Genomic DNA, 15,224 nt, shown 5'->3' on the forward strand with positions numbered 1-15,224 from the left:
ATATATTATTTTTAGTGAAAGGAGCAATACCATGGCTATTTCCGCCTTTATAGGTCGGGCTGGGACAGGCAAGACAACGGCTTGTTTTGAACGGATCAAAGAGAATATCGCCACTTGTCCGGGAGAACCTATTATTTATATTGTGCCAGAGCCGGCGACATATACGGTTGAGCGAAGTTTAGCCGAATTTATGCCACAAGAAGGCTTTACGACAGTTCGCGTAGTGGGCTTTAATCGACTGGCCTATCAAGTATTTCAGTCGGTAGGTAAGGTGCGTGAAACGACTTTATCTGATGTGGGGCAAAAATTACTATTGCGACTCATCATGAAACGTCATAGTGGCTCGTTAGAGTTACTAGGGCAGGCAGCGCGACAACCTCATTTTGCCGATGTATTACAAGGACTTCTTAGTGAATGTAATTCGTTTAAAGTAACGGCGCAGGATTTAAGACAAGGAGCTGAACAAGTAGAGTCCATGATTTTGCAACGTAAATTGCAAGAGCTTGCTCAGTTAATGGAAGCCTATGAAACGTTACTAGGTGAAACTTGCGGGGACGTAACGGATCGTTTACAAGAGTTAATGGATGTGTTGCCCTCTAGCCCGCTTATGAAGGATGCCCATGTTATTGTGGACGGGTTTCATTGGTTTACGCCATTACAAATGGAATTGCTATATACTTTATTTGATTTGGCGAAAGAGAGCATTATTACGCTTACTTTGCCACCAGATTTAGCGAAACTTACAGTACCAGAGCATAAGTTGCGAATTTTTGGACGCCCTCATTCGGTGTATAAAGATTTATATACTACCTATGGGTCGCAGTTAATGGTTCGCCAGTTTACTAAGAATGAGCGCTTTACAGAGCCGGTTTTAAAAGAATTAGAAAGCTCATATTTTAATACCCCGTTGAAAGGGAATAGCACAGCGGGGCAAATCCCTATTACGGCGGGCTATAATCGGGAACGGGAAGCAGATGCTGTATGCCGTCAGATTTTAAGAGCTATGACAGAGCCTAAGCGCCGTTGGAAAGATATTACCATTATGTTGCGCGAGTCTGAGACGTATGGCGATGTGTTAGAAAAGGCCTTAAAGCGCTATGAAATTCCTTACTTTTCAGACCGTCGTCGCCCTATGGTGAGTCATCCTTTAGGTGAATTTTTAGTGAGCCTATTGGAAGTAGTGCGTCGGGGCTTTGATCATGATGCGCTATTTCGCTTATTAAAAACTGATTTTTGGCCCATAAGCCGTGAAGCTGTTGATGAGCTGGAAAATTATTGCCTTGAATTTGGCGTACGTGACTTTATGTGGCTTAAAGAAGAATGGCCGTATAAGCGGAAAGAGCGTTTTGCCAGTGAGGAGGACTCCACCCATCTTACGGCTGAAACTGAAGATGCACGCCCTAGTATGACTGAAGAGGTAGTAGATGTAGAAGAAGTCCGCCGTTGGCGTGTTAATGAAACGCGGGTTTTAATTATGAAGCATTTACAGCCTTTATGGGAATTTGCTAAGACGGAACACACCGGCTACGAATGGTGTGAAACACTTTTTAATATATTGACTGCCGTGGGCATTCCTGCGCAATTAGCCCAGTGGTGTGAAAGAGCCGAAGCGATGGGGGCTGCTGAAACGGTAGCCGCTCATGAGCAAATGTATAAGCGGGTCGTGGCTTTGTTTGATGAAATCATGCAACTTAATTTGCCTGACCCTATGAATGTAGGCGATATGGAATTGCTCATTCAAGAAGGGCTTGAGGAAGTATCGTATTCGTTGGTGCCACCTAGTTTAGATCACGTTATGGTGACTACCGTAGAACGTGGCTATACCCATGAAAGCGATATTGTATTTTTGATGGGTCTAAACGAAGGTGTTTTTCCCCAGCACATGGGGGACGAAGGCATTTTAAATGATAAAGAGCGACAGGATTTAAAAGCAGCTGGTATTACGTTAGCTGAAGGCGCCTTAGTACGGGCATTCAATGAAAATTTTCTCCTCTATTTAGCCTGCACTCGTGGCCGAAACGAATTATATTTGTCCTATGCGGGTGCTGATGAAGAAGGGGGCGCCTTAGAGAGTGCCTTGGCTATTAAGCGATGGCAACAATTAGGCTATAGCGGGGCGCCGCAGGTAGAGCCTTTAACTATTCCAGCAGATGCGACACCACAGTATTTATGGCGGCCTATGCAAAGTTTAGCGTTATTAGCTGGTCAGATGGGGCATGTTACGCAAGGTCAAGAGTTAAGCCCGCTTTGGCGTAGTTTATATGGTTGGAGTCTTATAGGTCCTTATCGGGAGGCGTTACGCATTGCCACCCGTGGTGTTACGGATACGAATGAAGTGCCTTTGGTGGATCGTTCGGTAGTACAAGCCCTGTTATTCCGGCAAGAGGCACTAAGTGGTTCCGTTACACGGTTAGAAAGTTATCAACGATGTCCCTTTGCATTTTATGCGAAATATGGTTTGAAATTAGAACCGCGTAAGGTGAAACAATTCGGGGCTCCTGAAATTGGTATTTTTCTCCATGAAAGTTTACGGGCTCTAGGGATGCAATTATTAGCTCAAAACAGACAGTGGCGCGATTTGAACGAGGCAGAAGAAGCTCAGTTATGTGAGCAAGTAGTGGCTGACATTAGTCAAGATTTATTGCTAGGTGAAGCGGGCGATATTTATGAAACTGTATTGCAACAGCGGTTAGAAGCTACGTTACGCCGTACGATTCGACGCCTTAGTGATTGGTCTAGTAAAAGTGCATTTAATACGCGCTACTTAGAGAAAAACTTTGGTGGTGGCCCTAGTAGTTGGCCGGCTGTACAAATTCCACTAGACGACGGTAATTACATTCGGTTACAAGGCCAGTTGGATCGGGTCGATGAGTGGACCTATGAGGGCAAAACCTATGGTCTAGTGGTGGACTATAAGTCTGGTGGGGCCAGTGTCAAAGCGTCTGATGTGTATTATGGTTTAAAATTACAGCTTGTAACTTATTTGTTGGCTTTAGAAAAAGCGCAACGGACAGATCATATTGCACCAGCTGCCTTAGTGTATACCTATGTAAAAAATCCGCGCGTTTCCAAAAGCGAGGTATTGACGGAAGAAGGGGCGGCTACGTTGATGAATACAGAACCTGCTTTGCGCAATGCTGGTTACTATTTGAATGACCCTGAATTATTGACGAAGATTGATGAAACGGTAGGTAGTAAAACGACACCTTATGTGCCAGTGCGCTTGACTAAAGCGGGCACGGTGAATGGTAATGACAAGGATAAAGTAAAGACGACGGAGCAGTTTAACATATTGACGGATTATGCACAAAAGGTGATGAAGCAGGCAGGACAACATATTTTAGCTGGTCACTTTCCCGTGAGTCCGTATAATATGGGGCGCCGCATACCTTGTAATTATTGTCAGTATCGAGCTTTATGCCGTTTTGAAAATACCCGCAATGCTTATCGATATTTGGAAGGTATGGCGGAAGAGGCCTGTTTAGAACGAATGGCGGAAGGAGGCGATGTATATGAAGTGGACCGACGCCCAACAACTAGCGATTGATTCACCACGGCAAGGGTCACTCCCTTCGCAGACTTTATTAGTAGCGGCGGCGGCTGGCTCAGGTAAGACCGCGGTTTTAGTAGAACGTATTATTCAGCGTTTACAAGCTAAGGATAGGCCCTTATCCATTCAGGAACTGTTAGTAGTTACCTTTACTAAAGCGGCCGCCGCTGAAATGAGTGCTCGTATTGGGGCCAAATTGGCGGAGGTATTTAACCGTACAGGCGATGCTAAATTAGAAGAACAGTTAAGTTTATTACCGTCCGCTCACATTTCCACCTTACATTCCTTTTGCCAATGGGTCATTAGTAGCTATTTTTATAGACTGGATATAGATCCTTCCTACCGCATTGGTAATGAAGGGGAATTAATGCTCCTTAAAACGGATGTACTGGCTAAGTTATTGGCTAAGGCCTATGAGGAGAATAGCTATCATGTATTTGCCATTGCCGATATGTTTGGTGATGACCGCTCTGATGATGGCATTATGACACAAATCTTGGCCCTTCATCGGTTTGCGGTGGCGCAAGCCGATCCAGAAGCTTGGCTATTGGCAGCTAAAACACGCTATGCAACGGCGTTAGGGCAACCTATTTTAGATACTCTGTGGGGGCAGTATTTCTGGCAGCAGCAACAAGAGCTTATTAGTGAACTTACGACGCGCTATGAAACGATGCGAGAGTTGACGAGCTTACCTGATGGGCCCGCTAAATGGGCCGAGCAGGTGGATTCGGCACAATATATTATGGAGGCCTTAACCGCTGCTACCACTTGGGATGCTATGCATGAGGCAGTGGTGCTCATAGGGCAACATAAGTTTAAATCCTTTGATACGCGTTCGTTTAAAAAAGACTTAGAAGCAGGTATTCTCAGTGATGGCTTAGTATCTCAAGTGAAAGCGCTAGGGGTGGCTAATAAAGAAACTCTTCAGGCTATGCAAACAGGGCCGTTTATTATTACAGAAGCACAGTTTCACCGTCAAATTGAACAAATGCTCCCCTATGTGCAAGGCCTCGTTGATTTAACATTAGCATTTATGGCTGAATTTACGGCGGCGAAACAAGAACTGGGCATGTTAGACTTTTCTGATTTAGAGCATCTTTGTTTAGCCCTATTGCGCACGAAACAACCTGATGGAACTTGGGCGGCATCGGAAGTAGCCCTTGAACTGCAACAGACTTTTAAAGAAGTGATGGTTGATGAATACCAAGATACGAGCGGGGTACAAGAAGCTATTGTAAATTTAGTATCGCGCAAGGATAATCGTTTCTATGTAGGTGATGTGAAGCAAAGCATTTATCGTTTCCGTATGGCGAATCCTTTGCTCTTTATGGAAAAATATCGCAGTTTTGGTCGTGATGCTGATGATGTGGAAATGCGCATTGATTTAGCGGAAAACTTTAGGTCTGATGCGAATATTTTACGATTCACCAATTTTGTGTTCCGTCAAATTATGACAGAGGCAGCGGCCGAACTGGAGTATGGCGATGCAGAAGCTTTAAATCCAGGGCGCGAAGTAAAGGAGGCCCCAGAAAATTGGGTAGGCGGTCCGGTAGAACTACATTTAGTTGATGTAGGGGAGGGCACGAAATCTACCTTTGCCGACGAACGGACAGAGGATACTACGGCCGTTAGTAAAGGACAAGGCTCTATGTGGGCTAAGGAGGCAGCTCGTGGTGCCGATGGCCCCGTTGGTGATTTGACCGATGATGACGATGCTGATTTGGAAAATGATGAGAAAGAAACGGCCTTCATTATTGAAAAATTACTAGAATTAAAAGCACAAGGTAAAGTGGTGCAGAATCCCGATGGTACGTATCGACCTATGGCGTGGCGCGATGTGGTTATTTTATTGCGCTCCGTTAAAACTAAGGCGAGTCGTATGGTGGAAGCCTTGCGACAAGCAGGAATTCCTGCGTATGCAGAAGAAAATAGTGGCTATTTTAGTGCCCTTGAAGTGAAGCTACTATTAGCCTTATTGCAAGTTATTGATAATCCAGAACAAGATCTACCGATGGCGGCCGTGTTAGGCTCTCCGTTTGTAGGCCTAGATGCTAATGAACTGGGCCATTTGCGTATGAGTGGTGAAGGCTCTTTGTGGTCGTTGTTACCTAAGTATGGTGAAACTACTGAAAAGGAAGCCGTTATACATTTTGTGGAACGGTTAGAACGGTGGCGCACCTATTCCCGGCAACATAGTGTGAGTGATTTACTATGGACTATTTACGAAGAAATGAATTACTTGGAATATGTCAGTGCTATGCCTAATGGATTAGTGCGACGGGCTAATGTGATGGCTTTGTATGAACGGGCTAAGCAGTATGAAGCTGGTAGCTTCCGCGGCATTTTCCGCTTTTTACGATTCTTAGAAAGTTTACAAGCAGCGGGCCAAGATTTAGGCATTGGTAAAACCGTCAGTGAAGCGGATGATGTGGTGCGTATTATGAGTATCCATAAAAGTAAAGGCTTGGAATTTCCTGTTGTCTTTTTAGCTTCGGCGCAAAAGGGGTTTAACTTGCGTGATATTCAGGCCCCTATGTTGCTTCATGGTGATAGTGGGGTGGCGGTTAAAGGCTATTTTGAAGAGTATCGCGTCTTGTATGGCTCTTTACCTTGGGTGCATATGCGTGAGCAACTTCGTTTAGCGGCGAAGGCCGAAGAGGAACGCATTTTGTATGTTGCCTTAACACGAGCTCGTGATAAACTCTATATTACAGGCTTTGTTAAAGATTTTAAAAGTCTTTGTCAAAAACAAGCAGGCCCAGCGCTGGTGGCTAATTCAAAACAATTGCCTACCTCTTTGATTACAGGGGCTGACTCTTATTTGGATTGGTTTATCATGAGTTTGAGCCGCCATTTGGAAGGGAATCCAATTCGCGTATACAGTGAAGTAGAAGACGTGGCTCTTATGAATTTGCCAGATAAGGATTGTAGGCTTAGCATCATTTTACATGATGGTGCGCGTTATACTAGTACGCCGAAGCATAAGACTAAAGAACCGGCTTTATTAGCCGCTGTTGAGCGTTTAGAGCCGATTCAAGCAGACCCATTAGATGAGAGGATTGTAAATCGTTTTAATTTTAGCTACCCTTACATGGGGGCGGTGCAACGGGCTGCTAAGATTTCTGTTAGCGAGTTGAAACGACGTTTTGCAGAGCCTGAAGAGGAGGCTGCTAGCATAGTAGAGGCCTCAGTTAGTTCTGACCAAGCTTCTGATCAAGCTGGGCAAGAAAGAGAGTCTAAGGAAATAAGTATTGAGGCTTCCACTGCTATGGAGGAATCTGCTGATTTAGGGCCTTTTGGGGTTAAACCATTGGCATTGATGGCTCAAGAAGAGGTGACGTCAGGGGCGCGTTGGGGGACACTTATGCATGAAGCCATGCAGTGGTTGCCGTTAGAAACGTATACGGCCCAGCATTTGCGTGATACCTTGGACCGCTTGACTTTAGAAGGGTATTTCACTGCGGAAGAACGACGAGTACTTAATGAGCGGGCTTTGCATCGTTTCTTTACGTCTGATTTAGGTAAACGGCTCTTGGCTTCGCCTCAAGTAGCTAGAGAATGGCCATTTAGTATGCTTATTGAAGGCCATGAAGTATATCCAGAGGTTGAACCTGGTGAAAAGCTATTCTTGCAAGGGATTATTGATACGGCCTTTTTAGAAGATAATCAATGGGTCTTAGTGGATTATAAAACAGACCGTGTTTCTGATGGGGAGGCCTTGATAAAGCGGTATGGTGTGCAATTGCGCATATATAGTAAAGCGTTGGAGCGATTAACTGGCTTGCCGGTAAAAGCTTGTTATATATATTCGTTCCGCTTACATGAAGCGGTGTTGATGCCCGAATAAGGTGATTAGCCAAGCATAATTCAGAAGATATGACCAATTATAATTAAGCTGTCATAAGTAATTGGTAATTAAGACGACATAAGTAATGGCAATTAAGAAGATATAACTAATTATATGTAGAACTGAATATATAGAACGGATCATAGGGAGAACCGACCCTTTACTGTTAGTTGTAAAAGTACTAATAGTAAGGTGGTCGGTTTTTATTTGCAATGAATTTCTTTTGTTCGCAATAAATTATCTTTTATTTAAAACTAATTATCAAATAGACTGAAGATGGTTATTTGATTAGTTAGGGAAAAGGAAATACAGAACTATTCAAAGACTTAGTATATTTAATGAATGTAAGCCTTGTCTGAATGGAGTTAGGCGTTAGTATGCATTTTAGTGATTATAAAATCTTCATGAAATTAAATTTGATATAACAGATTATCAAAATTATAAGAATATACAGAAAGTATAAGGGAAAATTACCTGCCGAAGAGAATTTATGTATGGTAATAATACGGTGGAAATATGAAAAACTGTATGACTAGAATATGGTTGTTTTGGGGCTGAAATCTGGATGGAGCTTGCAAAAATAGTATATGAAAATTGTATAAATATTGATGTAAAGAGGTTGAATTTGCTCCTTTAGAGGAGTATACTCACATCGTTAAATTCATGTAATCGATAATTGATTTCAATTAAGTGTTTGTTGGGAACTAGTGCACGAGTATTGATAATAGACATTTCGGCGTAATCGATACCATTGGTTTTACATGTAATCGTGTGAATTGTTTGATTGTGGAGGTTCTGATGAGTAAGAAGCAAATAGAGCAAATCATGTTAACAGCCAGTGTGTTAACGTTTCTATCATTGCCAGTCTATGCGGCTACCGCCGATACTGACAGTGCAACGAATGAGACCGCAGTGAGTGCTAAACAAAGTCAAAAAGTAGTACATATTGAGCCCATATCTGTTACGGCGGCAGGGTTTTCACAATTAGTTAAAGATGCGCCAGCCGATATTACGGTTATTTCTAAAGAAGAAATTGCTCGTAAAGGCTATACAGATTTTGCAGGTTTACTATCTGATGTAGAAGGGGTTGATGTAAGAGCTTCAACGGGACGCATGGGTGCTGCTGGTGTAAGTATCCGCGGTATGGATGAAAAATACACTTTGATTATGGTAGATGGAGTACCTGTGAATGGGGCCTCCTCACAAGATATTGGGCCTAATGGTTTCTACCAGCAAGTATATAGTTTTATTCCGCCAGCTAATAGCATTGAGCGTATTGAAGTTGTTAAAGGGCCTATGTCTACCTTATACGGTTCAGATGCTATGGGCGGAGCCATTAATATTATTACTAAGAAGATTACAAATGAAGTGCATGGGAATATTAGTGTGGACCATACGTTTGAAACCGATAAAGGCCGTGGTGATACTAATCGTATTTCAGGGAGCATTCGCGGTCCGATTCAGGCGGATAAAGTGGGCTTAGAACTTCGTGGTAGTTATATTTTTCGCCAAGCCTCAACAGATGAAAATGGTGATGTCGTACGGGGTGGCATGCGCACGCCTTCTAAATTGAAGAACTCCAGTTTGGGCGGTAAATTAGTATGGACGCCAACGCAAAATAATACTTATTCCTTAGATTTAGACTTCTCCCGTGTAGATCAAAGCATGAATGGTACGGCCAATATGGGGTATCGCTTTGACCGTGAAAAAGTGGTATTCGGTGCTGAAAATATTAAATCCTATGGGATTTGGAACACTACTTTAAGCTACAATAGCACCGTTATGCATGGGTATTCGTTAAACCAATATGACCCTTCCTCAGGGGAACGAACTATGAAAGATAGTAACTACATTGGGGAAACTAAGTTGGAAGTGACCAAGTGGAAAAATCACCATGCTAATTTCGGCCTTCGTTATTGGCATGAAGAATTAGATGATGCTTTATTAAAAACTGGGGGCCGTTATGGTAAAACGATTACGCCAAAACTAGGTGTTTTAGAAAATGACACCTGGGCATTATTTGCGGAAGATATGTGGAGCTTAATCCCTAAACTTGATTTTACATATGGTGTACGTTACGAACATCCTGATAAATTTGAAGATTATTTCACGCCTCGTGGTTATTTAGTGTATAAAGCTACTGATAAATGGACTGTTAAAGGTGGCGTAAGTACGGGCTTCCGCGTACCAACCTTAGCACAGGTGCAAAATGGCATCGTATCGTATTCTGGGGGCTATCAGACAGGGAATATTATTTCCGTTTATGGGAATCCTAATTTGAAACCAGAAAAGAGCGTGAATAAGGAAATCGGTGTATATTATAGCGATCCATCTGGCTTACGGGGGAATATTACGGTCTTCGATACTACGTATAAGAACAAAATTACAACGGAAGAGTTAGATGCGTATAGCAATATATATCAAAATATTGACGGCGGTAAGGCCCATGGTGTAGAAATGGGGATTCGCGTGCCATTAAGTGCTACCGTACATTTCAATGCGAATTACACGTACACATCCAGTAAAATTACGAGCGGTGAAAGTGAAGGCTATCCGTTGACGGCTACACCAAAACATATGGTAAATGCTAAAGTAGATTGGGATGCGAATGACCGGGCTAACGTTTGGTTTGGTATGGAATACCGCAATGGCATGGCTCGATATACAAGCAATGCGGATAATCGGGTGGTATCAGCCCTTGGCTTATATTACAAACCGTATTCTGTATTTTATTTAGGTGGTAGCTATAAATTTGATCATGGCCTTACGTTAACGGCTCAAATTAATAATATCTTTGACAAAGACTTTGATAAGACGGCGTGGGTAAATGGTACAGAATATAACTTGTATTACAGCGCTGGCAAGAGCACCAATGGTACCTACTTGTCAGGCCGTAACTATTGGGTATCCTTAAGTTATAATTTCTAGTTTTGCCATACACAGGTAGCAGCATAGAAGGATAAGGAGGTGGCGTCTATGTGGAAATATATTCTCTTATTAATCATAGCGGCCATCGTCTCTTTATTAGTAGGCGTGGCCGATATTTCGTGGCAAACGTTAACAAGTGAACAGTTACAAATCTTGGTTCAAAGCCGTATACCAAGGCTTATAGCCGTATTAATAACGGGCGCTACCATGTCTATAGCGGGTTTGATAATGCAGCAACTTTCACAAAATAAATTTGCGGCCCCTTCCACATCAGGAACGATTGAAGCAGCTAGTTTAGGCCTTTTAGTGGCTATGGTGTTTGTAGGTGCTACCGCCATTTGGGCTAAGGTAGCAATTGCCTTTGTGTTTGCCTTAGGTGGAGCGTGGTTATTTATGACTATGCTCGATCGAGTGGTGTACAAAGATGCGCTCTTTATTCCGCTACTGGGCATCATGTTTGGCCGAGTTATTTCGGCGATGACTACGTTTATTGCCTATAAATATGATTTGGTGCAAAGCTTAAATGCTTGGATTTATGGTGATTTTTCGGGGGTCTTAAAAGGTCGCTATGAACTCTTATATTTAGGGGTTGTCGTTATTATTGTTACTTATTTGTATGCGCATAAACTGACGATAGCAGGGTTTGGTGAATCCTTTGCTCATAGCTTGGGCCTTAATTATCAAGCCGTTAAGCGCTTAGGGCTTACCTTAGTGGCCATTTCCACAGCGACAGTAGTGCTGACGGTAGGTGAAATTTCCTTTATTGGTTTAATTATTCCCAATTTAGTGACTATGTGGCGCGGTGATAATATACGAGCCAATTTGCCCTATGTAGCGATTATAGGTGCTTTATTCGTTCTTGCTTGTGATATTGTAGGCCGGCTTATTATTTATCCTTATGAGGTATCGGTCAGTCTTGTTATTGGCGTTATTGGTAGTATTTTATTCTTAACATTTTTAGTAAGGAGGAAGCAACATGGCTACTAATCAAAGGCGGTTGCTTCTTTTAATAGGTCTTTTTATTCTCGCTTTAGGGGCCTATTTGATGATTAACATGTCAACTGCTCAAATGGCGTATGCCTTGCCACGACGTTTAGAAAAAGTAGTCGCTGTGCTTTTAGCGGGCTTTGGCGTGGCCGTAAGTTCTATTTTGTTTCAAACAATAACCCATAATCGTATTTTAACGCCATCTATTATAGGCTTTGACTCCCTATATTTACTCATTCAAGGTGGCGTATTGTTTATTTTTGGCAGTACGGTTACCGGCTTTTTAGATGAAAGTTATTATTTTCTGCTCAATGTAGCTTTAATGGTGGTCTTTGCGGAACTATTATTTCGGTTTCTATTTCAGCGTGAGCAATCATATATTTACTTTATTTTATTGGCTGGTGTAGTTTGTGGCATGTTATTTCGCAGTGCCTTTTCCTTTTTTATGCTTTTATTAGATCCCGATCAATTTTATGTATTGCAAAATAAAATGTTTGCTAGTTTTAATTTGATTCCTACGAATTTATTGGGCCTAGCTGCTGTATTGACGGTGGTTGCGATTATATATGGTTGGCCTTTACGGCGCGAGCTGGATGTATTTGTGCTAGGTCGTGAAAATGCACATAATTTAGGGATTGATACAGCTCGTTTACAAAAGCGTGTGCTTCGGGTAATTGCTTTGTTAGTAGCGGTGGCTACGGCTCTAGTAGGGCCCATTACTTTTTTGGGATTATTAGTCGTAAATGTAGCGTATCAGCTATTGGCTACCTATCGACATAGCATTCTTATAGTTGGCACGGTCTTAATCAGTTGGGTTGCTTTATTACTGGGGCTTGTAGTTGTAGAGCATGCGCTCGATTTTGCAACCAATTTGACGGTCATTATTAACGGCATTGGTGGTTCGTATTTCTTATATTTATTATTGAAGGAGGGTAAATCATGCTAACGTTGACACATATAACTAAAGCATATCGTGATAAGACTGTATTACAGGACGTATCTGTTACCTTCCAACCGGGACGATTGGTTTCCATTATTGGCCCTAATGGGGCTGGTAAAAGTACCTTGCTAGGCGTTATTACACAACTTTCGCCACAAACAGGGGGAGAGGTACGGCTTGATGATAGGCCGATTACGGCTTATGACCGCCAAGCATTGGCTAAGCGTATTTCCTTTTTACGGCAAAGCAATGCTGTTAATGTGCGCTTAACGGTGCGGGAATTGATAGCTTTTGGGCGATTTCCTTATTCACAAGGCCGTTTGACAAAAGAGGATGAAGCTAAGATTGAAGGGGCTATTCAATATTTACAGTTAGAAGCCATGGCGGATCGCTTTATAGATCAACTTAGTGGTGGTGAAAGACAGCGTGCTTTTATTGCTATGACGTTGGCACAAGATACAGATTATGTGCTACTAGATGAGCCGTTAAATAATTTAGATATGAAACATTCCGTGCAGATTATGAAGGCTTTACGGCAAATGGTCGATCAATTGGGGAAAACTGTTGTTATCGTTATTCATGATATTAATTTTGCCTCCTTTTACTCGGATGAAATCATTGCGATTAAGCAAGGTCAGTTGGTAGAACAGGGAGATACAGGGGTCATTATTAATGAAGACATGTTGCGTAATATTTACGATATGGATATACGAGTTACCAATATAAATGATAAGAGACTATGTGAATATTTTCAGTAATCATTTGTCCTATATGGTGATATAATAACGGTGTAATTCAAAGGTATGAAGAAAGGACGTAAGAGTATGAGTAAATTGTTGAAGTATGTGGCGTTAGCTGTTTTTACGCTGGCGTTGGGGTTATTAGCCGGTTGTGGTAATGATAGTGCCTCAAATAGTACGGCGGATTCGGGAGCGACCATAACGATTCATCATAAATCAGGCGATACTACGGTGCCTGTAAATCCTAAGCGGGTAGTCGTGCTTGATTTAGCGACCTTAGATACGATGGATCGGTTAGATTTAGAGAGCCATGTGGTGGGCATTCCTAACGATTTAATGCCTGCTTATTTAGATAAGTATAAAGATACTAAAACGTATACTAGCGTAGGTAATCTAAAAGCAGTTAATTTTGAAAAGATTAGCCAGTTAAAGCCAGATTTAATCATTATTAATGGCCGCCAAGAAGAATCCTATAAAGAGCTGGCCGCTATTGCACCAACTATTAATTTAGGGCTTGATATGGCCCATTATTGGGATTCAGTGCAACATAATGTGAAAATCATCGGTCAAATTTTTAACAAAGAAAAAGAAGCTGACGAAGCCTTACTTAGTCTACAAAATCGTATTGATAATTTGAAAAAAGATACAGCTGATAGTGACAAACAAGGGGTTGTTGTCATGGTAAGTGGCGGTAAATTGAGCGTATTTGGTCCTGGCACACGTTATGGCCTTGCCTTTGATACGGTGGGGGCTAAATCCATCTTACCAGTACCTACTGAAGGGAAAGAAACCCTTCATGGGCAACGAGCTTCCTTTGAATTTTTAGCTGAAAAAAATCCTGATTTTATGATTGTGATTGACCGAGATAATGCTATTGGCCAAGGTGGTTCGGCAAAAGATGTTATGAATACGCCTTTGATTAATCAGACAAAAGCGGCGCAAACCGAACATATTATTTATGTGGATCCAGGCCTTTGGTACTTATCTGGTGGCGGTTTAGAATCTACCGCTTTGATGCTTGATGATATTGCACAGGCCATTCAATAATAGGGAGTATGGCTGTATTTAAAATGTATAGTTGTATTATTTAGCATTATCTAGTATGTATCGTTGTATTTATATAAGAGATAAGTAAATAAGAAAAATGTAAATAAATAAGAAAAAAGGCCCCCAGGGGCCTTTTTTGTGTGGTATTCATAGTGTAAGCCACAGCTTAGATTGTCAAGGAACGTCTTATTTTTTAGCAGCGCCAAACCATTTTTCATAGATTTTGTCGTAAGTACCATCTGCTTTTAATTCTTCCAACGCTTTATCAGCCTGTTCTTTTAGCTGTTTGTCGTCTTTGCGGAAGGCCCATACGAATGGTTCTGGATCTACTGGTTCACCAATGATTTTAGCATCAGCATCGGCCCCTTGTTTTAAGTAATAAAGGGCTACTGCATTATCAAGGACAATAGCATCAGCTGTGCCAGCATTTAATTCGTTGAATAATTGAGAGTTGCTGTCTACCGATTTAATTTGTGCATTTGGAATCTTTTCAGCTACATCTAAGGCTACGCTACCAATTTGTACTACAATACGTTTACCTGCTAAATCATTCATGCTAGTAGCAGTATCACTTTTTTTAACGATAGCTACGAAGCCACCTTTGTCAAAATATGGATTACTGAATAATACTGCCTTTTCACGTTCTGGTGTAGCGCTCAAGCCAGAAGCAATCATGTCGATGTCTTTACTTTGTAAAGCTGGGATTAAGGCATCAAAGCCCATGCTCTTGAATTCCATTTTGTAGCCCATTTTCTTAGCTACGGCATCGGCTAAATCAATATCGAAGCCTACATATTTATCCCCTTCCGTAAATTCGAATGGTGGGAATGTTGTTTCAGCCCCTACTTTGAGAACTTTTTCTTGTGAATCGCTACCCGTGCTACTGCCACAACCAGCGATTAAACCGGCCGTTAAAAGGGCCGCTGTTAGTGTTACCACTACTTTTTTGCTTGCAAATTTTTTTAAACTGTTAAACATAATAGCCTCCCCTATCTACATACTAGGTGAATTCAAAATTAAGTATAAGCATATTATAGCCCTTTTTTGTATAAATATCAATAAAATAAAAATATTTTTGTATATCTATTCAATGTCTTATGTAATGTCTATTTAATGCCTATTCAATATCTATTGAATAGGTGAAAGGTAGAATGTAGAAAAAATGAGCCTAGCCCATGTATATTT

At 41.7% G+C, this 15,224-nt stretch carries 8 protein-coding genes; 7 read left to right on the forward strand and 1 reads right to left on the reverse strand.

From position 1 onward, the window contains the following. Positions 1 to 31 precede the first annotated feature (31 nt). The 7 genes from VER_RS01485 to VER_RS01515 all read left to right on the forward strand — a co-directional run bounded on the left by VER_RS01485 (position 32) and on the right by VER_RS01515 (position 14,039). Positions 32 to 3,547, forward strand: a complete 3,516-nt coding sequence (locus VER_RS01485) for a PD-(D/E)XK nuclease family protein (protein ID WP_162099121.1) — start codon at positions 32 to 34, stop codon at positions 3,545 to 3,547. Beyond that, positions 3,507 to 7,397: a UvrD-helicase domain-containing protein gene (locus tag VER_RS01490; RefSeq protein WP_162099122.1), complete on the forward strand. Its 3,891-nt coding sequence runs from the start codon at positions 3,507 to 3,509 to the stop codon at positions 7,395 to 7,397. The genes VER_RS01485 and VER_RS01490 overlap by 41 nt, the downstream gene beginning before the upstream one ends. 798 nt (positions 7,398 to 8,195) lie before the next feature. Continuing rightward, entirely contained in the window at positions 8,196 to 10,325 is a 2,130-nt protein-coding gene (locus tag VER_RS01495) for a TonB-dependent receptor domain-containing protein (RefSeq protein WP_162099123.1), read from the forward strand. A 48-nt stretch (positions 10,326 to 10,373) separates the two neighbouring features. After that, positions 10,374 to 11,312 carry an ABC transporter permease gene (locus tag VER_RS01500; protein WP_162099124.1) on the forward strand — a complete coding sequence of 313 codons (939 nt, stop codon included), beginning with the start codon at positions 10,374 to 10,376 and terminating at the stop codon, positions 11,310 to 11,312. Next, positions 11,302 to 12,258 (forward strand): iron chelate uptake ABC transporter family permease subunit, encoded by a 957-nt coding sequence (locus VER_RS01505; protein WP_162099125.1) that lies wholly within the window; start codon positions 11,302 to 11,304, stop codon positions 12,256 to 12,258. The genes VER_RS01500 and VER_RS01505 overlap by 11 nt, the downstream gene beginning before the upstream one ends. After that, positions 12,252 to 13,010, forward strand: coding sequence for an ABC transporter ATP-binding protein (locus VER_RS01510; protein WP_162099126.1), 759 nt, complete (start codon positions 12,252 to 12,254; stop codon positions 13,008 to 13,010). The genes VER_RS01505 and VER_RS01510 overlap by 7 nt, the downstream gene beginning before the upstream one ends. A 66-nt stretch (positions 13,011 to 13,076) precedes the next feature. Next, entirely contained in the window at positions 13,077 to 14,039 is a 963-nt protein-coding gene (locus tag VER_RS01515; RefSeq protein ID WP_162099127.1) for a siderophore ABC transporter substrate-binding protein, read from the forward strand. A gap of 186 nt (positions 14,040 to 14,225) precedes the next feature. Here VER_RS01515 and VER_RS01520 read toward each other — a convergent pair whose 3' ends face one another. Beyond that, on the reverse strand, positions 14,226 to 15,017 hold the full coding sequence (locus VER_RS01520) for a basic amino acid ABC transporter substrate-binding protein (RefSeq protein ID WP_162099128.1): 792 nt from the start codon (positions 15,015 to 15,017) through the stop codon (positions 14,226 to 14,228). Positions 15,018 to 15,224 lie beyond the last annotated feature (207 nt).

Origin of the sequence: Veillonella sp. R32, from assembly GCF_010093125.1 — a bacterium.
Taxonomy (GTDB): Bacteria; Bacillota; Negativicutes; order Veillonellales; family Veillonellaceae; genus Veillonella_A.